Genomic DNA, 18,807 nt, shown 5'->3' with positions numbered 1-18,807 from the left:
GAAGCCGCCCTTTGTCATACGCGGCCGGCATCGCGCCGGCCGTGCCTCGTCGTACCGTTACAGGTTCGGCGACAGCGTGAGCGCGTTCGTCAGGTCGCCCATCGGCTGCGCGCCGTTGGCCTTCAGCGCATCGTCGCGCTGTTGCAGGCCCGCGAGGCGCGGCAGCGAGAAGCGGCGCGTGATGAAGCGCAGAATCGACGCCGTGTCGTACTGCGTGTGGTCGACGAAACCCTTCTTCGCGAACGGCGACACGATCAGCGCCGGAATCCGCGTGCCCGGGCCCCAGCGATCGCCCTTCGGCGGCGACACGTGATCCCAGAAGCCGCCGTTTTCGTCGTACGTGACGACCACGACCATGTTCTTCCACTGCGGGCTCGCCTGCAGGTGCGCGATCACGTTCGCGATGTGCTGGTCGCCGCTCGACACGTCCGTGTAGCCCGCGTGTTCGTTCAGGTTGCCCTGCGGCTTGTAGAACGACACTTGCGGCAGCGTGCCCGCGTCGATCGCCTTGATGAACTCGCTGCCGTCGGTGCCGCCGTCGAGCAGGTGTTGCGCGCGGCTCGTGCTGCCCGGCGCCTGGTCCGCGTAGTAGTTGAACGGCTGGTGGTGCGGCTGGAAGTTCGGCGCCGTCATGTTCGGGCCGTAGATCACGTTCGCCGTGCCGCTTTGCGCGGCCTGCAGCGCCTGGCTCCACGCACCGCCGTACCAGGCCCACGACACGCCCGCGTTGGTCATCAGGTCGCCGATGTTCTGCTGCGTCTGCGCCGGCAGCGTCGTCGCGGCCGACGGGTCGGCCAGGTTCGGGTCGCCGCCCGATGCGGCCTTGTTGCCGCTCGGCTGGTACGGCGGCTGCATCGTGTTGATCGCGTAGAAGTCCGGCGTCAGGTTGCCCGAGTTCACGAACTTCGGAATGCCGTCGAGTGCGGACGCCGGCGAGTTGCTCGCGAGCTGCAGCGACTTGCCGTCTGCCGCGACGGCCGAGATCGAGCCGGACGCCGGGCTCTTGTCGGCGTTCGCGTAGAACGGCGCGCACGCGCAGATCAGGTACTGGTGGTTCAGGAACGAGCCGCCGAACGCGCCCATGAAGAAGTTGTCGGCGAGCGTGTACTGCTGCGCGATCTTCCACAGCGGCAGCTTCGTCGCGTCGGGCGTGTAGTGGCCCATCACGAGGCCGCCGGAGTCGGCCCAGGCGGCGAACATGTCGTTCTTGCCGCCGTTGATCTGCATCTGGTTCTCGTAGAAGCGGTGATACAGGTCGCGCGTCGTCACGCTCATCGACGTGTTGAACCCGTTCGGGTCGTCGATCGCGAACGGTGCGTTCGGCAGGTTGGCCGTCATCGCTTCGGTCACGGCGGGCGTCACGCCCTTCGCGGTCAGGCCGCCCCAGACCTTCGGCAGCGTCGCGAGCGGCTGGCCGTTGCGGTCCTTCTGCTGCGTGCTGGCAGCCGCCAGGTTCTGCAGGCCGTTCGCGCCCGGGAAGTTGCCGTACAGGTTGTCGAAGCTGCGGTTTTCCGCATAGATCACGACGACGTTCTTCACCGTCGACAGGCCTTGCGGTTGCACGTCGTCGCCGCCACAGGCGGTGAGGGCGGCCGCCGCGGCGACGGCGATCGGCGTAAAGCGAATCCAGGCGTGGGTTTTCATGCGTTGTACTCTCATCTCTCTCTTGTCGCGTGGGGGACCGGAGCATCGGTTTGCGGCCGGTTCTTGAAGATGACCGTCGCGTGTCCGGCTGCCAGCATTTTGAGGGCGCGATTTGACAGTCAAGTGTAGGCGTCCTTTCGATTAGCTGTCGATGCGGCGTCATGTAATGGTCATGCGGCTGACATAAACTCCGGCCGCTCATGAACCCACTTTCCTTCGAATCGATGAAGCCTCGCCAACCGGCAGCCGGCGCATTTGTGCGCTCGCGGCTGCATCTGACCGGCGCGCTCGCGCTGGCCACCGCGCTCGTAACCCTTGCCGGCTGTGACGCGCAGCCGGGTGCCGGCACGCCGGCCGTACCGGTTGCGAGCGCATCCAATGCCTCGGGCGCCGTACAACAGGTTGCGTCCGCAACGATTGCCGCGAGCGGCCCGGTGGTCGCCGCGAACCAGCCGCAAACCCGCGCGCAAGTTTACGAAGGCGTGCGCCGGATGACGGCGCTCGGCAAGCAACTTTTCTTTGACCCTACGCTGTCAGGTTCCGGCAAGCTGGCGTGCGCGTCGTGTCACAGCCCCGACCATGCGTTCGGGCCGCCGAATGCGCTGGCCGTGCAACTGGGCGGCGACGACATGAAGCGTTCGGGCTTTCGCGCGGTGCCGTCGCTCAAGTACCTGCAGGGCGTGCCGCAATTCACCGAGCACTTCCACGACTCCGACGATGAAGGCGACGAGAGCGTCGACGCCGGCCCGACCGGCGGCCTCACGTGGGACGGCCGCGTCGACACGGGCGCCGAGCAGGCGCGCATTCCGCTCACGTCGCCGTTCGAGATGAACAGCACGCCCGCGAGGGTCGCGCAGGCCGTGAAGGCCGCGCCGTATGCGGACGAGTTTCGCGCGGTGTTCGGCGTGAAGGTGCTCGACGACGACGCGAGCACGTTCAAGGCCGTGCTGCGCGCGCTCGAGACCTTCGAGCAGACGCCCGAGCTGTTTTCGCCTTATACGAGCAAGTACGACGCGTACCTCGCGGGCCGGGCGCCGCTCACGCCGGCCGAATTGCGCGGGCTGCAGCTCTTCAACGACGAGAAGAAGGGCAATTGCGCGAGCTGCCACGTCAGCCAGCGCGCGCTCGACGGCACGCCGCCGCAGTTCAGCGATTTCGGCCTGATCGCGGTCGCGGTGCCGCGCAACCGCGCGTTGCCGGTCAATCGCGATCCGCGCTTCCACGATCTCGGCGCATGCGGCCCCGAGCGCACCGACCTGAAGGGCCGCGACGAATTCTGCGGGCTGTTCCGCACGCCGTCGCTGCGCAACGTCGCGCTGCGCAAGACGTTCTTCCACAACGGCGTGTATCACTCGCTCGAGGACGTGATGCGCTTCTACGCCGAGCGCGACATCCATCCGGAGAAGTTCTATCCGGTCGTGCACGGCAAGGTGCAGATCTACGACGACCTGCCGAAGCGCTACTGGCCGAACATCAACCGCGAGCCGCCGTTCGACCGCAAGCGCGGCGACGCCCCCGCGCTGAATGCGGCCGAGATCAAGGACGTGATCGCGTTCCTGAACACGCTGACCGACGGATATCAACCGGCGGCCACGTCCGCTGCGCGCTAGAAGACGGCCCTTGCGGCACGCATGCTATGCTCGCTCGCTGACAGGCGTGGTGCGTGCCGGAGGGCCGGCCCCCGGTTCGCCGGCCGCGCGCCACGCCGTTCGATCGAACATCCAAGGAGAACAACACATGTCGATGCGTGCATCCGTTTCCATCGTTACGCGCGTGCTGGCCGGCGCCGCGTGTGCAGTCGCGATGCTGCCCGCCCATGCGCAAAGCAACCTGGGCTTCCTGAACGACACGCCGCTGACGTACTTCAGCAAGACCGACCGTGCGTCGCTGACCAAGGCCGTCGCGCAGGTGCGCGACGAAGGCAAGGACGGCGAGACCACGACGTGGCAGAGCAGCGGCCGCGGCACGCAGATTGATGCGAAGCTCACGCCGTCGACGTCCGAGAGCGACGGCAAGACCTGCCGCGAGATCGCCACCGACATTTCCGCGAAGGGCCAGACGATGACGCTCAAGCCGGTCTTCTGCAAGACGGCCGCGGGCAAGTGGCAGTTGCAGAAGCGCTGAGCGCGCGTGCAATGAAGCGCAGCGGTGCGTCGCGCACGGTGTCGTGCGGCATCGTGATTCTCGATGCGGCCGGACGCGTGTTCCTCGCGCATGCGACGGACACCACGCACTGGGACATCCCGAAGGGGCAGGGCGAGCCCGGCGAGACGCCGGTCGACGCCGCGCTGCGCGAATTGCGCGAGGAAACCGGCCTCGAATTCGCGCCCGCGCGGCTGCGCGATCTCGGCCGCTTCGCCTATCGTCACGACAAGGATCTGCACCTGTTCGCGGTGCAGGTCGCGGACGACGAGATCGACCCTGCGCACTGCACGTGCACGTCGCTGTTTCCGAGCCGTCGCGACGGCTCGCTGATTCCGGAGATGGACGCGTATCGCTGGACCGCCCCGGGCGACGTCGACGCGTATGCGAGCCGCAGCCTCGCGCGGCTGTTTCGTACGACGCTGTCGCTCGCGGAGTTGCATCGGCAGTTGACCGGCGCGTGAGCGCGGCGATGCCCGCTGCCGCCGCGATCGTCGGCACGCAATGAAAAACCGGCCCGCAGGCCGGTTTTTTTATCGTCGTGCGCCGCGAGCCTCGCGGCCCGCGTCGCGCGCGGAGCAGGCCGTCAGGCCGGCTTGCCCCAGCTGTCGCGCAGCCCGACGATCCGGTTGAACACCGGCTTGCCCGGCTTCGAATCGACGCGGTCCGCGACGAAATAGCCGTGACGCTCGAACTGCAGGCGCGTTTCCGGTGCGACGTCGCCGGCGCCCGGTTCGACGTAGGCCTGCGTGATCTTCTTCGAGTCCGGGTTCAGCGCCTCGAGGAAGTTCGCGCCGCCCGCGTCCGGATGCGGCTCCTTGAACAGCCGGTCGTAGATGCGCACTTCGGCCGCCTGCGCGTGCTTCGCGCTGACCCAGTGGATGTTGCCCTTGACCTTGTAGCTGTTCGCGCCTTCGGTGCCCGACTTGCTGTCCGGGAAGTAGTTGCAGTGCACCGCCGTCACGTTGCCGTCGGCGTCCTTGTCGAAGCCCGTGCATTCGATCACGTAGCCGTAGCGCAGACGCACCTTGTTGCCCGGGAACAGACGGAAATAACCCTTCGGCGGGTTCTCGACGAAGTCCTCGCGCTCGATCCACAGCTCGCGCGAGATCGGGAACGTGCGCACGCCGCGCTCCGGGTGGTGCGGGTGCACGGGCGCCGTGCACGCTTCCTCGAGGTCTTCCGGATAGTTGTCGATCACGAGCTTCAGCGGTTCGAGCACGGCGACCGAGCGCGGCGCCTTGTCGTCGAGGTCGTCGCGCAGCGCGCCTTCGAAGATGCTCATGTCGATCCACGAATCGACCTTCGTCACGCCGATGCGCTCGCAGAACAGATGGATGCTCTCCGGCGTGAAGCCGCGGCGACGGATCCCGACGATCGTCGGCATGCGCGGATCGTCCCAGCCTTCGACGTGGCCTTCGGTCACGAGCTGCAGCAGCTTGCGCTTGCTGGTGATCGCATACGTGAGGTTCAGTCGCGAGAATTCGATCTGTTGCGGCAGCGGACGCGTGAACATGCCGGCTTCCGCGAGTTCGTTCAGCACCCAGTCGTACAGCGGGCGGTGATCCTCGAACTCGAGCGTGCACAGCGAATGCGTGATGCCTTCGAGCGCATCCGAGATGCAGTGCGTGTAGTCGTACATCGGATACACGCACCAGGCGTCGCCGGTGCGGTAGTGATGCGCGTAGCGGATCCGGTAGATCACCGGGTCGCGCATGTTCATGTTCGGCGAAGCCATATCGATCTTCGCGCGCAGCACGTGCTCGCCTTCCTTGAACTCGCCGGCCTTCATCCGGCGGAACAGGTCGAGGTTTTCCTCGGGCGAGCGCTCGCGGAACGGCGACGGCTTGCCGCCTTCGGTCAGCGAGCCGCGGTTCGCGCGCATTTCATCGGCGCTCTGGCTGTCGACGTACGCACGGCCGCGCTGAATCAGCAGCTCGGCGAACTCGTACAGCTTGTCGTAGTAGTCGCTCGCGAAATACTGGTGATCGACCGCATCCTTGCGCCAGTCGAAGCCGAGCCAGCGCACCGCGTCGACGATCGAGTCGACGTATTCGACGCTTTCCTTTTCCGGGTTCGTGTCGTCGAAGCGCAGGTGGCACACGCCGCCGTAGTCGCGCGCGACGCTGAAGTTCAGGCAGATGCTCTTCGCGTGGCCGATGTGCAGATAACCGTTCGGCTCGGGCGGGAAGCGCGTCTCGACGCGCCCGCTCCATTTACCGGTGCGGTTGTCGTCGTCGATGATGTTGCGGATGAAATTGGAAGCCGCGGGGGCGTCGTTGCGTTCGGTGCTCATGCGGATGGCGTCAGGTTGTGTCGGCGCGTCGCGCCGGTTTAATCCTGCAATTCTACCTGACCGGGGTCCGTCCCGCGCGGGTTGCGGCATGGCAGGGGACGGTTCGGGATGTGTCGCGCAATATCTCGATAGTGTGTCGGCTGTAACACGAGGTAAATCGGATTGCCGGCGCCGTTGGGGTTTTCCTATGATGGCTTTACCGATTCAATGCCGCCATCCGTAATTTTTTCCTGGCGGGAGGAAGCCAACAATCATGATGAAGAAGACCACTTTTCTCGTTCGTACCGCAGTCATCGTCGCGGCTCTGTCGCAACTCGGCGCATGCGCGATGACGCATACGCAGCGTAATGCCGGTATCGGCGCGGCCGCGGGCGGCGCGCTCGGCTACCTGATCACGGGCGGCCCGGTCGGCACGGTCGCCGGCGCGGCAGCAGGCGGCCTGGTCGGCGCCGGCGTGCGCTGACCGACACCGGCGCGCATGCGCGCCGGCGGGTCGTGACGGCGTCTGCGACGCGCCACGACCCGCTCATTCCTCGCACACTCATTCCGCGATTCGACAGGCAGCCTCAGGGAGAGGCGGGTGTGCGACACTGCGTCGACGTCATATCACGACACCCTTCGTCGACGAATCTTCCATGAGCGATTCTCTCGTTTTCGTGCTGCCGGGCTACGGCAACTCCGGTCCGCTCCACTGGCAAAGCCGCTGGGAGCGCGCCGACGCGCGTTGCGTGCGCGTCGCGATGCCCGACTGGGACCGTGCGTTGCGCAACGGCTGGTGTCTCGCGCTCGACCGCGCGGTCGAAGCCGCGCCAGGCCCGGTGACGATCGCCGCGCACAGCCTCGGCACGCTGACCACCGCGTGGTGGGCGACCCGCTATGCGCGGCCGGCCGCGCTCGCGAAGGTGCGCGGCGCGCTGCTCGTCGCGTTGCCCGATCCGGCGGGGCCGGCGTTTCCGGCCGATGCGCACGGCTTCGGGCCGGTACCGCACGAACGACTGCCGTTTCCGACCTGCGTCGTCGCGAGCAGCGACGATCCGTACGGCTCGATCGCGTTCGCGCGCGGCTGCGCGCACGCATGGGGCAGCACCTTTCGCGATCTCGGCCCGCGCGGCCACATCAACGCGGACAGCGGGCTCGGCGACTGGCCGGCCGCGCGCGGCTGGCTCGACGCGCTGGCGCGTTAATTTGGGGAAGTCGGCATTCGTCAGGATGAGTCGGCGTCAGCGAGTCGGCGTGCGTTCGCGTCGACCGTTCAGCAAACCGGTCCGCTCGTCGCCAGGCGGCGTCCGTGCACATCGCCGCGCGTGCCCGACGGGCGCCGCGCGGCTGCCGTGCCGCTCCGATCAGATCGCCTGCTTCGCCTTCAGCGCGGCGATCCGCGCGGCGTCGTAGCCGAGCATGTCGCGCAGCACGTCTTCCGTCTGCGCGCCGAGCAGCGGCGGGGCGGTGCGCGCATCGGGCGGCGTCGCGCTCATCCGGATCGGATTGCGCACGAGCTGCACGTCCGCGCCGCACGGGTGCGGCAACGACACCTGCATCCCGCGCGCGATCACCTGTTCGTTGTCGAACACCTCGTCGAGTTCGTTGATCGGCCCGCACGGCACGCCGGCCGCCTCCAGCGCGGCGATCCAGTGCGCCTTGCCGAGCGTCTTCACCATTTCCGCAAGCATCGGCACCAGCGTGTCGCGGTGACGCACGCGCGACGGGTTCGTCGCGAACCGCTCGTCGTCCGCCAGCTCGGGGCGCCCGCCGGCTTCGACGAACTTGCGGAATTGCCCGTCGTTGCCGACCGCGACGATGATCCACCCGTCGCTCGTCTGGAACGTCTGGTACGGCACGATGTTCGGATGCGCGTTGCCCCAGCGCACCGGCGCCTTGCCGCTCGCGAGGAAGTTGGTGTTCATGTTCGCGAGCAACGCGACCTGCACGTCGAGCAGCGCCATGTCGATGTACTGGCCTTCTCCCGTGCGGTCGCGGTGCGCGAGCGCCGCGAGCACGGCGATCGTCGAATAGAGGCCCGTGGCGAGATCGGCGATCGCGACGCCGGCCTTCTGCGGGCCGCCGCCCGGCTCGCTGTCGCGCTCGCCGGTGATGCTCATGAAGCCGCCGATCCCCTGCACGATGAAGTCGTAGCCCGCGCGGTGCGCGTACGGGCCGGTCTGGCCGAAACCCGTGACCGAGCAGTAGACGAGATCGGGCTTCACCGCGCGCAGCGAGTCGTAATCGAGCCCGTACTTCTTCAACTGCCCGACCTTGTAATTCTCGAGCACGACGTCGCTCTGCGCGGCGAGCTCGCGCACGATCTGCTGGCCCTCGGGCGTCGCGATGTCGACCGTCACCGAGCGCTTGTTGCGGTTCGCGGCGAGGTAGTACGCGGCCTCGGCCGTATCGGCGCCGGCCGCGTCCTTCAGGTACGGCGGCCCCCAGTGGCGCGTGTCGTCGCCGGCGCCGGGGCGCTCGACCTTGATCACGTCCGCGCCGAAATCGGCAAGCGTCTGCGCGCACCACGGGCCCGCGAGCACGCGGGTCAGGTCCAGCACGCGGATATGGCTCAGGGCACCCATCGTCGAATCGTCTCCTTTCATGGCTCGCCTTGCAGGACAAGGCGGATTGGCATGCCGGACATCTTAAGGCGAATCGGCCGCACCGGTGGCCCAGGCCGCTCGTCCGGCCGGCCGGGCCGCTGCCGTCTGGGGCGGCAGTCTCTATCGTATAATCGACCGTTTACGATATTTGCCCGCCGTGCGTCCGCGAGGACGGCCGGCGTTTGAAGCCGCTCAGCCAGACATTCCCCGCACGCCATGAAAGCTGCCGAAATCCGCGAGAAATTCCTCAAATTCTTCGAATCGAAGGGCCACACGATCGTCCGCTCGTCGAGCCTCGTGCCCGGTAACGACCCCACGCTGATGTTCACGAACTCGGGCATGGTCCAGTTCAAGGACGTGTTCCTCGGCACGGACCCGCGTCCGTACTCGCGCGCCACCACGGCGCAGCGCAGCGTGCGCGCGGGCGGCAAGCACAACGACCTCGAGAACGTCGGCTATACGGCGCGCCACCACACGTTCTTCGAGATGCTCGGCAACTTCTCGTTCGGCGACTACTTCAAGCACGACGCGATCCGCTTCGCGTGGGAGCTGCTGACCACGGTCTACCAGCTGCCGAAGGAAAAGCTGTGGGTCACCGTCTACCAGGAAGACGACGAGGCGTACGACATCTGGGCGAAGGAAGTCGGCGTGCCGACCGAGCGGATCATCCGGATCGGCGACAACAAGGGCGCGCGCTACGCGTCGGACAACTTCTGGACGATGGGCGACACCGGCCCGTGCGGCCCGTGTACCGAAATCTTCTACGACCACGGCCCGGACGTGTGGGGCGGCCCGCCGGGATCGGCTGAAGAAGACGGCGATCGCTACATCGAGATCTGGAACCTCGTGTTCATGCAGTTCAACCGCGACGCGCAGGGCAACATGACGCGCCTGCCGAAGCAGTCGGTCGACACCGGCATGGGCCTCGAGCGCCTGGCCGCCGTGCTGCAGCACGTGCACAGCAACTACGAGATCGACCTGTTCCAGAACCTGATCAAGGCCGCCGCGCGCGTGACCGAGATCAGCGACCTCACGAACAACTCGCTGAAGGTGATCGCCGATCACATCCGCGCGTGCTCGTTCCTGATCGTCGACGGCGTGATCCCCGGCAACGAAGGCCGCGGCTACGTGCTGCGCCGCATCGTGCGCCGCGCGATCCGCCACGGCTACAAGCTCGGCCGCAAGGGTTCGTTCTTCCACAAGCTGGTGGCCGACCTCGTCGCCGAGATGGGCGCGGCGTATCCGGAACTGAAGGAAGCCGAACAGCGCGTGACCGACGTGCTGCGCCAGGAAGAAGAGCGCTTCTTCGAGACGATCGAGCACGGGATGTCGATCCTCGACGCCGCGCTGGCCGACGTCGAAGCGAAGGGCGGCAAGGTGCTCGACGGCGAACTCGCGTTCAAGCTGCACGACACCTACGGCTTCCCGCTGGATCTGACGGCCGACGTGTGCCGCGAGCGCGGGATGACGGTCGACGAGCCGGCGTTCGACGACGCGATGGCGCGTCAGCGCGAGCAGGCGCGTGCGGCCGGCAAGTTCAAGGCCGCGCAGGGCCTCGAATACACGGGCGCGAAGACCACCTTCCACGGTTACGAAGAAATCGCGTTCGACGACGCGAAGGTCGTCGCGCTGTACGTCGACGGCGCATCGGTCAACGACGTGAAGGCCGGCCAGGATGCGGTCGTCGTGCTCGACCACACGCCGTTCTATGCGGAATCGGGCGGCCAGGTCGGCGACCAGGGCGTGCTCGCGAACGCCGCGACGCGCTTCGCGGTGGCCGACACGCTGAAGGTGCAGGCCGACGTGATCGGTCATCACGGCTCGCTCGAACAGGGCACGCTCAAGGTCGGCGACGTGCTGCGCGCGGAAATCGACGCGCACCGCCGCGCCCGCACGCAGCGCAACCACTCGGCGACCCACCTGATGCACAAGGCGCTGCGCGAAGTGCTGGGCGCGCACGTGCAGCAGAAGGGCTCGCTCGTCGACGCGGAGAAAACCCGCTTCGACTTCGCGCACAACGCACCGCTGACCGACGATGAAATCCGTCGCGTCGAGCAGATCGTCAACAACGAAATCCTCGCGAACGCGCCGGGCATCGTGCGCGTGCTGCCGTACGACGAAGCGGTGAAGGGTGGCGCGATGGCGTTGTTCGGCGAGAAATACGGCGACGAAGTGCGCGTGCTCGACCTCGGCTTCTCGCGCGAACTGTGCGGCGGCACGCACGTGCACCGCACCGGCGACATCGGCCTGTTCAAGATCGTCGTCGAAGGCGGCGTCGCGGCCGGCATCCGCCGTGTCGAGGCGATCACCGGCGACAACGCGGTGCGCTACGTGCAGGACCTCGACGCGCGCATGAACGAAGCCGCCGCGGCGCTGAAGGCGCAGCCGTCGGAACTCACGCAGCGTATCGCGCAGGTGCAGGACCAGGTGAAGTCGCTCGAGAAGGAACTGGGCGCGCTGAAGTCGAAGCTCGCATCGAACCAGGGCGACGAGCTCGCACAGCAGGCCATCGAAATCGGCGGCGTGTTCGTGCTGGCCGCGACGCTCGACGGCGCGGATGCGAAGACGCTGCGCGAAACGGTCGACAAGCTGAAGGACAAGCTGAAGAGCGCGGCGATCGTGCTCGCGGCCGTCGAAGGCGGCAAGGTCAGCCTGATCGCGGGTGTGACGCCCGACGCGAGCAAGAAGGTCAAGGCCGGCGAGCTCGTGAACTTCGTCGCGCAGCAGGTCGGCGGCAAGGGCGGCGGCCGTCCGGACATGGCGCAGGCAGGCGGCACGGAACCGGCGAACCTGCCGGGCGCGCTCGCAGGCGTCAAGGGCTGGATCGAAGCGCGTCTTTGATCGTCACGGCGAATGCGATGCGCTCGCCGAGCGCATCGCATTCGATGAAAAACGACCCGATCGGCGTTGGCCGGTCGGGTCGTTTTGTTTTGGGGGGCGGGGTGGCGCGCGCAGTGAACGCGCGCCGCTCGCCAGCACTGCCGGCTCAGGCCGGCACCACCGCCGGCGCGCGGGCCGGATCGGCTGCCTGCTGCGCGGCGTCGCCCAGCGCATCGCGCAGCGCGGCGAGCGCTGCCGACGCATAACCGTGCCGCCACGCGAGCAGCGTGTCGATTCCTTCGAGCTCGGCGATCGTGTGCGCGGTGACGTTGCCGGTCTCGGGCTGCAGGTCGAGCACCGAGCGCGGCGCGACCGCGATCCCCGCGCCGGCCGCGACGCACGCGACGATCGCGTGATACGAGCCGAGTTCGAGCACGCGCGCGGGTTTCATCCCGTATTGCTCATACCATTGCTCGACGTATTTCCGGTACGTGCAGCCGCGCTCGAACGCGATCAGCGTCGGCAGGATCACGTCGCGCGGCGTGCGCACCGGCGGATGGCCGCGCGGCGTCAACAGCACCAGCTCTTCGCGGTAGATCGGCACGGTTTCGAACGTGTCGGGCAGCGTGTCCGGCGCGGGCGGCCGCGCGAACAGCGCCGCATCGATCTCGAAATCGCGCACCTTGTCGATCAGCCAGCCGGTCGTGCCGGTGACGAGTTCCAGCGACACGTCGGGCCACGCATGGTGATAGCGCGCGAGCACGGTCGGCAGACGGCTCGCGGCCGTGCTTTCCATCGTGCCGAGCCGCAGCCGCCCGCGCGGCGTGTCCTCGCGCACCGCATCGCGCGCCTCGTCGGCCAGCGCGAGCAGCCGTTCCGCGTACGGCAGCAACGTGTGGCCGGCCGGCGTCAGCACGAGCCGGCGGCCGTCGCGCACGAACAGCGCCGCGCCCAGCTCCTCTTCGAGCTGCTTGATGCGTGTCGTCACGTTCGACTGCACGCGATTGAGCTTCGCCGCCGCGCGCGTCACGCCGTTCTCGCGCACGACGGCCCGGAAAATCGCCAGCGCCGCCAGATCCATGATTCTCTCTGGGAGATAGTTGGAATCTTGATTATTCATTTTTCAAGAACGTTTGGTCAAGCTACGATACAAGCATTCCGATTCCCGTTCCGGCCGGCGCGCTGCGCGCGGCCCATGCCGCCATGTCCCGTTCCGATGCTCCGAGCGCCGTTCCCGGCGCGCACCTGTCCGACGCTGCCGACCGCCGCGCACGCACGGCGGCGCTTGCCTGCATGATCGGGCTGGCGGTCGCGCTCGGCGTCGGCCGCTTCGCGTTCACGCCGTTGCTGCCGCTGATGCTCGCCGACGGCTCGATCGGCCTGAAAGCCGGCAGCTGGCTCGCGTCGGCGAACTACGCGGGTTATTTCGTCGGCGCGGTCAGCTGCGCGGCGCTGAAGATCGCGCCCGCGCGGATGGTGCGCATCGGGCTCGCCGCAACGGTGCTGCTGACCGCCGCGATGGGCGTCGGTCATCTGCTGCCCGTATGGCTCGTCGTGCGCTTCGTCGCGGGCGTCGTCAGCGCGTGGACCTTCGTGTTCGTGTCGCAATGGGGGCTGCGGCGGCTGACCGAGCTGCACGCGCCCGAGTGGGGCGGGGTGATCTACGCGGGGCCCGGCGTCGGGATCGTGCTGACGGGGCTGATCGGCAGCGCGCTGGCCGGACACCGCGCGGCGCCCGGCTGGCTCGGCTTCGCGGCGTTGTCGGCGGTGCTTTCCGTCGTGATCTGGCGCATCTTCGGCGACGCGCCGGTGGCCGCCGCCGCCGCCGGGCAGCCGGCCGCGGTTGCGCGGCAGGCGGCGACCGCTGCCGCGCCGGCCGACGCGCGACGCCACCGGGCCGACGCCGCGTGGCTCGTCGTGCTGTATGGAATGCCGGGCTTCGGCTACATCATCACCGCGACGTTCCTGCCGGTGATCGCGCGCGCCGCGCTGCCGGCCGGCTCGCCGTGGCCGGACCTGTTCTGGCCGATGTTCGGCGCGGCGCTGATCGTCGGCGCGATCGCCGCCGCGCGCCTGCCCGGCCACTGGGACAACCGGCTGCTGCTCGCGGCTGGCTGCGCGACGCAGGCGCTCGGCATCGCGGCGGGTATCGTGTGGCCGAACGCGGCCGGTTTCTCGGTCGGCAGCGCGCTGCTCGGGCTGCCGTTCACCGCGATCACGCTGTTCGCGATGCGCGAAGCGCGCCGGCTGCATGGCGAGCGCGCGGCCGGGCTGATGGGCTATGCGACTGCGTCGTACGGCGTCGGGCAGATTCTCGGCCCGCTCGTCGCGGCGCCGCTCACCGCGCACTTCGGGTCGTTCTCGCCCGCGCTGGGGGGCGCAGCGGCTGCGTTGCTGGTCGGCGCGGCCGGTTTCGCGGCGACCGCCGCACGCGGGCGCGCGCGACCCTGACGGCGTCGGGGCCGGATTATCTGCGGCGCGGCAAACTCGCTAGAATGAAGCCTTTCCAGCGCCGAGCGGGGCGCCAGGCGGCCTGCACGCGGCCGCCGGACGCTCGCCAGATCCCCGACGATGACCCCTACCGACTACCGTTTTTGCCCGCGTTGCGCGCGAGCGCTGACCGAGCGCGCCGATCCCGAACACGAGGGCGGCCGCGTCCGGCAGGCCTGCCCGGACGACGTGTGCGGCTACGTGCACTGGAACAATCCGCTGCCGGTGGTGGCCGCGATCGTTGAGCTCGACGGCAAGATCCTGCTCGCACGCAACGCGGCCTGGCCGGAAGGGATGTTCGCGCTGATCACCGGCTTCCTCGAGAACGGCGAAACGCCCGAGGACGGCATCGCGCGCGAGGTGCTCGAGGAAACCGCGCTGAAGGCCGAGCAGGTCACGCTGGTCGGCGTCTATGAGTTCATCCGCAAGAACGAACTGATCATCGCGTACCACGTGCGCGCATCGGGCACCGTCGCGCTGTCGCCGGAGCTGCTCGAATACCGGCTTGTCGATCCGCCGCTGCTGCGCCCGTGGCGCGCCGGCACCGGCTATGCGCTCGCCGACTGGATGCGCGCGCGCGGCCTCGATTTCGAATTCGTCGATCGAGCGGGGCAGTGACCGCCCGCCCGGCTCCCGCCGTTCCATTCGCGCCGCCACGGCAGCCTGCCGTGCGCCGGCGCGCGTCGCCATCTTCGTCCTGACCGCCATCGCCATGTCCGACAAGCCGCAGCCGCGTTCGCGCGACGCCTATCCCCACTTCCTGCCGATCACGACCCGCTGGATGGACAACGACGTCTACGGGCACGTGAACAACGTCGTCTACTACAGCTACTTCGACACCGTCGTGAACGCGTACCTGATCCGCGCGGGCGTGCTCGACGTCGAGCACGGACAGACGATCGGGCTGGTGGTCGAGACGCAGTGCAACTACTTCGCGCCGCTCGTGTTCCCGCAGTCGGTCGACGCGGGGTTGCGCGTCGCGAAGCTCGGCACGTCGAGCGTGCGCTACGAGATCGGGCTGTTCGCGGCCAGGGAATCCGCACCGGCCGCGCAAGGGCATTTCGTGCACGTGTACGTCGATCGCGGCACGCGCCGCCCGGTGCCACTGCCGGACGCGCTGCGCGCGGCGCTCGAACCGCTCGCCCGCTGACAGGCGCGCGGCGGTGCACGCGTTCGCGCTCCAGGCCTTCAACGGCCTCAGTTACGGGTTGCTGCTGTTCATGCTGTCGGCCGGCCTCACGCTGATCTTCAGCGTGCAGGGCGTGCTCAACTTCGCGCATGCGAGCTTCTACATGCTCGGGGCGTACGTCGGCTACAGCATCGCGGCGCGTGTGGGCTTCTGGCCCGCGCTCGTGCTCGCGCCGCTCGTGGTCGGGCTGCTGGGCGCCGGCTGCGAGCGCACGCTGCTGCGCCGGGTCCAGGCCCGCGGGCACACGAGCGAGCTGCTGCTGACCTTCGGGCTCGCGTACCTGATCGGCGAAGGCGCGAAACTGCTGTGGGGCCTCGCGCCGCTGCCGGCGCCGGTGCCGCCGTTCTTCGATGGCGCGCCCGTGACCGTGTTCGGTCTCGCGCTGCCGCGCTACCGGTTGTTCATGATGGCGATGTCCACGGCGATGCTGATCGCGCTCGGCGCGTTGCTGCGCGCGTCGCGCATCGGGCTCGTCGTGCGCGCCGCGCTCACGCATCGCGACGCCGTCGAGGCGCTCGGCTACGACGTGCCGCGCGTGATGACGGGCCTGTTCGGTGCCGGCACCGCGCTCGCGGCGCTGGCCGGCGTGATCGGCGCGCCGCTCGCGGTGATCGAGCCGGCGTTGGCCGAGACGGTCGGGTCGGTGGTGTTCGCGGTCGTCGTGATCGGCGGGCTCGGTTCGCTCGGCGGCGCGTTCGTCGCATCGCTCGCGGTCGGCTTCGCGCAGACCTTCGCGGCGTCCAGCGACACGTCGCTGCGCGAACTCGCGCAATGGGCGGGTGTCGCGCTGCCCGACAGCGTGGCCGCCGTGTCGATCGCACAGCTCGCGCCGCTGGTGCCGTATCTGCTGCTCGTCGCGGTGCTGGTCGCGCGTCCGCGCGGATTGTTCGGCGAGCGTGTCGATGGATAGCCGCGCGCTCGCCGGCGTGCTGCGCTGGGTGACGTTCGCCGCGTGCGTGATGCTGCCCGCGTGGCTGTGGCCGCATGGCGCGATGCTCGGCTATCTCGCGCAGACGGCCGCGCTCGTCGTGCTCGCGCTGTCATACAACCTGCAGCTCGGCACGACCGGGCTGCTGTCGTTCGGCCATGCGGCGTTCGCCGGCCTCGGCGCGTTCGCGGCCGCGCACTGGTTCAATCGTTTCGGCGGCCCGTTGCCGCTGCTGCCGCTCGTCGGCGGCGTGGCCGGCGCGGGCTTCGGGTTCGTTGCCGGACTACTCGCGACCCGCCGCGCAGGCACCGTGTTCGCGATGATCACGCTCGGCCTCGGCGAATGCGTCGCGGCGGCCGCGTGGAGCGTGCCCGCGTGGTTCGGCGGTCTCGGCGGCGTGCCGATCGACCGCGCGAGCGGCACGCCGTGGGGCAGCTGGAATTTCGGCGCGCCGCTGCAGGCCTATACGGTGATCGGCGCGTGGTGCATCGCGTCGGCAATCGCGATGCAGGCGCTGACGCGCACGCCGCTCGCGCGGCTCGCGAACGCGGTGCGCGACAACCCCGCGCGCGTCGCCGCCCTCGGCACCGAGCCGCGCCGCGTGCGGCTCGCGATGGTCACCTGCGCGTCGTTCTTCGCGGGCATCGCCGGCACGCTGACGCTGATCGACGTCGAAATCGCGACGCAGGACAGCGTGTCGATGGCGCGCTCGGCGACCGTGCTGATCGCCGCGGTGATCGGCGGCACCGGCGCGTTCTTCGGGCCGGCGGCCGGCGCGGCCGTGCTGACCGCGCTGAGCATCGTCGTCGCGGGCGTATCGCGGGCGTGGGCGCTGTATCTCGGCGTGCTGTTCGTCGCGGTCGTCGTCGCCGCGCCGCGCGGGATCGCCGGCCTCGCGCAGGATGTCGCGCACGCGTTGCGCCGCGACGCGCCGGCCGTCGAGCGCTGGCGCATGTTGTGTGGCGTCGGCGCGTGCGTGTTCTGGGGCGTCGCGATCGTCTGCGCGGCCGAGCTGGGTTATGCGTGGCGCTTCGCGCAGGACGACGGTGCCGCCGGCGTCGCGTTCGGCGCGTGGGGCATCGACGCCGATGCGCCGGCCGGCTGGGCCGTCGCGTGCTCGGCGGCGGGCATCGGCACGCTGCTGTGGGGCTGGCGCGCCCGGCTCGCGAACGGCGGCGCCGGCGCGCGGCGCGGCAAGCGGGAGGCGCGGCGATGAACGGCAACGCGATCGCGCTCCACGGCATCGTGCAGCGCTTCGGTGCGCAGACGGTGCTCGACGGTGTCGACCTGAGCGTCTCGGCCGGCGAGCGTCATGCGCTGATCGGGCCGAACGGCGCGGGCAAGTCGACGCTGTTCGGCGTGATCGCCGGCGCGACGCGGCCGACGCGCGGGCGCGTCGTGCTGCACGGCGTCGAGCTGCGCGGGCGCGGGCCGGTCGCGGCGAGCCGCCTCGGCATCGGCCGCAGTTTCCAGCAGACGAGCGCGTTCGCGCGGCTGAGCGTGTTCGACAACCTGCGCTGCGCCGCGCTGCATGCGCCGGCCGAGCGGCGGCGCTGGTGGAACCGGCTGCGCGAATCGGCGTCGGTCGATCTCGCGGCCGCGCGCGTGCTGCACGACATCGGCCTCGATGCGCGGCGCGACACGCTCGCCGGCGAGCTCGGCTATGCGGAGCAACGCGCGCTCGATCTCGGCATCGCGCTCGCGAGCGGCGCGGGCACGCTGCTGCTCGACGAACCGACGGCCGGCATGAACCGCGAACAGGCGGCGCGGATGATCGCGCTGATCCGCGCGACGACGCAGGGCCGCACGGTGCTGATGATCGAGCACGACATGGACGCGGTGTTCGGCTTCGCCGAGCGCATCACGGTGCTCGTGCGCGGCTCGGTGGTCGCGACCGGCGCGCCCGACGCGATCCGCGCCGATCCGGCCGTGCGCCGCGCGTATCTCGGGGAGCATGCATGAGCGCGCTGCTCGACATTCGCGGGCTGCGCGCGTGGTACGGGATGCAACCCGTACTCGACGGCGTCGATCTCGCGCTCGCACCCGGCGAAACGCTCGCGCTGCTCGGCCGCAACGGCTCCGGGCGCTCGACGCTCGCGAAGGCCGTGATGGGGCTGGTGCAGACCGAGGGCGCGGTGCGCATCGCCGGGGTCGAATGCGCGGGCGCACGCACGTTCGAGATTGCGCGGCGCGGCGTCGCTTACGTGGCCGAAAGCCGCGACGTCTTTCCGCTGCTGAGCGTGCGCGACAACCTGCGGCTCGGCTTGCGCGGCGCGAGCGGCGCGGCGGGGCGTGACGCGCTCGAACGGCTGCTCGCGCGGTTTCCGCTGCTGGCCGCGCGGGCGGACGTGAAGGCCGGCCGCCTGTCGGGCGGCGAACAGCAGGTGCTCGCGCTGGTGCGCGCGCTCGCCGGCAGCCCGCGCGTGCTGATCGTCGACGAGCCGGCCGAAGGGCTCGCACCGCTCGCGGTCGACGAGGTCGGCGCGTGCCTCGCCGCGCTGCAGGCCGACGGCGTCGCGATCCTGCTGATCGAGCAGCGGTTGCAGCTCGCGCCGCGGCTCGCGCGGCGCGTCGCGGTGATGGGGCGCGGCCGGATCGTCTACGACGGCGCGCTCGACGGGCTCGGCAGCGATGTCGTCGGTGCATGGCTCAGCGCCGGCTGACTGCCAACTGAGCGCCGGCAGAACACACCCCGCCGATTGTTCGGCAGATC

The 18,807-nt window shown here is 69.3% G+C and carries 17 protein-coding genes; 13 read left to right on the top strand and 4 right to left on the bottom strand.

Features of this window, described 5'->3' with window-relative positions; all coding sequences use genetic code 11:
• Window positions 1-57 precede the first annotated feature (57 nt).
• Window positions 58-1,659, bottom strand: a complete 1,602-nt coding sequence (locus BX604_RS00450) for an acid phosphatase (protein WP_373562408.1) — start codon at window positions 1,657-1,659, stop codon at window positions 58-60.
• Between the two features lie 209 nt (window positions 1,660-1,868).
• Here BX604_RS00450 and BX604_RS00445 point away from each other — a divergent pair, with 209 nt between their 5' ends.
• The 3 genes from BX604_RS00445 to BX604_RS00435 all read left to right on the top strand — a co-directional run bounded on the left by BX604_RS00445 (window position 1,869) and on the right by BX604_RS00435 (window position 4,250).
• On the top strand, window positions 1,869-3,254 hold the full coding sequence (locus BX604_RS00445; RefSeq protein ID WP_098549081.1) for a cytochrome-c peroxidase: 1,386 nt from the start codon (window positions 1,869-1,871) through the stop codon (window positions 3,252-3,254).
• Window positions 3,255-3,381: 127 nt separating this feature from the next.
• Complete coding sequence (locus BX604_RS00440; protein WP_098549080.1) at window positions 3,382-3,768, top strand: hypothetical protein; 387 nt, start codon at window positions 3,382-3,384, stop codon at window positions 3,766-3,768.
• Window positions 3,769-3,779: 11 nt separating this feature from the next.
• Window positions 3,780-4,250, top strand: coding sequence for an NUDIX hydrolase (locus BX604_RS00435; RefSeq protein WP_098549079.1), 471 nt, complete (start codon window positions 3,780-3,782; stop codon window positions 4,248-4,250).
• Between the two features lie 122 nt (window positions 4,251-4,372).
• Here BX604_RS00435 and BX604_RS00430 read toward each other — a convergent pair whose 3' ends face one another.
• Window positions 4,373-6,082: a glutamine--tRNA ligase/YqeY domain fusion protein gene (locus BX604_RS00430; RefSeq protein WP_098549078.1), complete on the bottom strand. Its 1,710-nt coding sequence runs from the start codon at window positions 6,080-6,082 to the stop codon at window positions 4,373-4,375.
• A gap of 253 nt (window positions 6,083-6,335) precedes the next feature.
• Here BX604_RS00430 and BX604_RS00425 point away from each other — a divergent pair, with 253 nt between their 5' ends.
• The gene (locus BX604_RS00425) at window positions 6,336-6,545 is read left to right on the top strand and encodes an ornithine acetyltransferase (RefSeq protein ID WP_006497729.1); all 210 of its coding nucleotides are present in this window, start codon (window positions 6,336-6,338) and stop codon (window positions 6,543-6,545) included.
• Between the two features lie 172 nt (window positions 6,546-6,717).
• Window positions 6,718-7,266 (top strand): RBBP9/YdeN family alpha/beta hydrolase, encoded by a 549-nt coding sequence (locus tag BX604_RS00420; RefSeq protein WP_098549077.1) that lies wholly within the window; start codon window positions 6,718-6,720, stop codon window positions 7,264-7,266.
• A 159-nt stretch (window positions 7,267-7,425) separates the two neighbouring features.
• Here the strand turns inward: BX604_RS00420 and BX604_RS00415 are convergent, their stop codons facing one another.
• Window positions 7,426-8,646, bottom strand: a complete 1,221-nt coding sequence (locus BX604_RS00415; RefSeq protein ID WP_098549076.1) for a CaiB/BaiF CoA transferase family protein — start codon at window positions 8,644-8,646, stop codon at window positions 7,426-7,428.
• Between the two features lie 237 nt (window positions 8,647-8,883).
• On the opposite strand from BX604_RS00415, the gene alaS reads away from it, so the two are divergent.
• Window positions 8,884-11,508: an alanine--tRNA ligase gene (gene alaS / locus BX604_RS00405; protein WP_098549075.1), complete on the top strand. Its 2,625-nt coding sequence runs from the start codon at window positions 8,884-8,886 to the stop codon at window positions 11,506-11,508.
• A 145-nt stretch (window positions 11,509-11,653) separates the two neighbouring features.
• Here alaS and BX604_RS00400 read toward each other — a convergent pair whose 3' ends face one another.
• On the bottom strand, window positions 11,654-12,568 hold the full coding sequence (locus BX604_RS00400) for a LysR family transcriptional regulator (protein ID WP_098549074.1): 915 nt from the start codon (window positions 12,566-12,568) through the stop codon (window positions 11,654-11,656).
• Window positions 12,569-12,690: 122 nt separating this feature from the next.
• Here BX604_RS00400 and BX604_RS00395 point away from each other — a divergent pair, with 122 nt between their 5' ends.
• From BX604_RS00395 to BX604_RS00365, 7 genes are all read left to right on the top strand, one after another.
• Complete coding sequence (locus BX604_RS00395; protein ID WP_098549073.1) at window positions 12,691-13,938, top strand: YbfB/YjiJ family MFS transporter; 1,248 nt, start codon at window positions 12,691-12,693, stop codon at window positions 13,936-13,938.
• Between the two features lie 120 nt (window positions 13,939-14,058).
• Entirely contained in the window at window positions 14,059-14,595 is a 537-nt protein-coding gene (locus BX604_RS00390) for an NUDIX domain-containing protein (RefSeq protein WP_098549072.1), read from the top strand.
• A gap of 94 nt (window positions 14,596-14,689) precedes the next feature.
• Complete coding sequence (locus tag BX604_RS00385) at window positions 14,690-15,127, top strand: acyl-CoA thioesterase (RefSeq protein WP_098549071.1); 438 nt, start codon at window positions 14,690-14,692, stop codon at window positions 15,125-15,127.
• Window positions 15,128-15,140: 13 nt separating this feature from the next.
• A complete protein-coding gene (locus tag BX604_RS00380; RefSeq protein ID WP_098549070.1) occupies window positions 15,141-16,076 on the top strand; it encodes a branched-chain amino acid ABC transporter permease in 936 nt (311 codons plus the stop codon).
• Window positions 16,069-17,310 carry a branched-chain amino acid ABC transporter permease gene (locus tag BX604_RS00375; protein WP_098549069.1) on the top strand — a complete coding sequence of 414 codons (1,242 nt, stop codon included), beginning with the start codon at window positions 16,069-16,071 and terminating at the stop codon, window positions 17,308-17,310. Before BX604_RS00380 ends, BX604_RS00375 begins: the two co-directional genes overlap by 8 nt.
• Window positions 17,307-18,056, top strand: coding sequence for an ABC transporter ATP-binding protein (locus tag BX604_RS00370; protein ID WP_098552652.1), 750 nt, complete (start codon window positions 17,307-17,309; stop codon window positions 18,054-18,056). The genes BX604_RS00375 and BX604_RS00370 overlap by 4 nt, the downstream gene beginning before the upstream one ends.
• Window positions 18,053-18,757, top strand: coding sequence for an ABC transporter ATP-binding protein (locus BX604_RS00365; RefSeq protein WP_098549068.1), 705 nt, complete (start codon window positions 18,053-18,055; stop codon window positions 18,755-18,757). The genes BX604_RS00370 and BX604_RS00365 overlap by 4 nt, the downstream gene beginning before the upstream one ends.
• Window positions 18,758-18,807: the final 50 nt, after the last annotated feature.

The sequence above is a fragment of the Burkholderia sp. JKS000303 genome (genome assembly GCF_002563755.1).
Lineage (GTDB): Bacteria > Pseudomonadota > Gammaproteobacteria > Burkholderiales > Burkholderiaceae > Burkholderia > Burkholderia anthina_B.
This window is presented reverse-complemented; position numbering and strand designations above follow the sequence as displayed.

Coding starts and splice junctions, on each gene's coding strand:
- BX604_RS00450 (WP_373562408.1), bottom strand. CDS start 1,659: ATGAGAGTACAACGCATGAAAACCCACGCCTGGATTCGCTTTACGCCG.
- BX604_RS00420 (WP_098549077.1), top strand. CDS start 6,718: ATGAGCGATTCTCTCGTTTTCGTGCTGCCGGGCTACGGCAACTCCGGT.
- BX604_RS00365 (WP_098549068.1), top strand. CDS start 18,053: ATGAGCGCGCTGCTCGACATTCGCGGGCTGCGCGCGTGGTACGGGATG.
- BX604_RS00435 (WP_098549079.1), top strand. CDS start 3,780: ATGAAGCGCAGCGGTGCGTCGCGCACGGTGTCGTGCGGCATCGTGATT.
- BX604_RS00445 (WP_098549081.1), top strand. CDS start 1,869: ATGAAGCCTCGCCAACCGGCAGCCGGCGCATTTGTGCGCTCGCGGCTG.
- BX604_RS00415 (WP_098549076.1), bottom strand. CDS start 8,646: ATGGGTGCCCTGAGCCATATCCGCGTGCTGGACCTGACCCGCGTGCTC.
- BX604_RS00385 (WP_098549071.1), top strand. CDS start 14,690: ATGTCCGACAAGCCGCAGCCGCGTTCGCGCGACGCCTATCCCCACTTC.
- BX604_RS00370 (WP_098552652.1), top strand. CDS start 17,307: ATGAACGGCAACGCGATCGCGCTCCACGGCATCGTGCAGCGCTTCGGT.
- BX604_RS00390 (WP_098549072.1), top strand. CDS start 14,059: ATGACCCCTACCGACTACCGTTTTTGCCCGCGTTGCGCGCGAGCGCTG.
- BX604_RS00375 (WP_098549069.1), top strand. CDS start 16,069: ATGGATAGCCGCGCGCTCGCCGGCGTGCTGCGCTGGGTGACGTTCGCC.
- BX604_RS00440 (WP_098549080.1), top strand. CDS start 3,382: ATGTCGATGCGTGCATCCGTTTCCATCGTTACGCGCGTGCTGGCCGGC.
- alaS (WP_098549075.1), top strand. CDS start 8,884: ATGAAAGCTGCCGAAATCCGCGAGAAATTCCTCAAATTCTTCGAATCG.
- BX604_RS00430 (WP_098549078.1), bottom strand. CDS start 6,082: ATGAGCACCGAACGCAACGACGCCCCCGCGGCTTCCAATTTCATCCGC.
- BX604_RS00395 (WP_098549073.1), top strand. CDS start 12,691: ATGTCCCGTTCCGATGCTCCGAGCGCCGTTCCCGGCGCGCACCTGTCC.
- BX604_RS00400 (WP_098549074.1), bottom strand. CDS start 12,568: ATGGATCTGGCGGCGCTGGCGATTTTCCGGGCCGTCGTGCGCGAGAAC.
- BX604_RS00425 (WP_006497729.1), top strand. CDS start 6,336: ATGATGAAGAAGACCACTTTTCTCGTTCGTACCGCAGTCATCGTCGCG.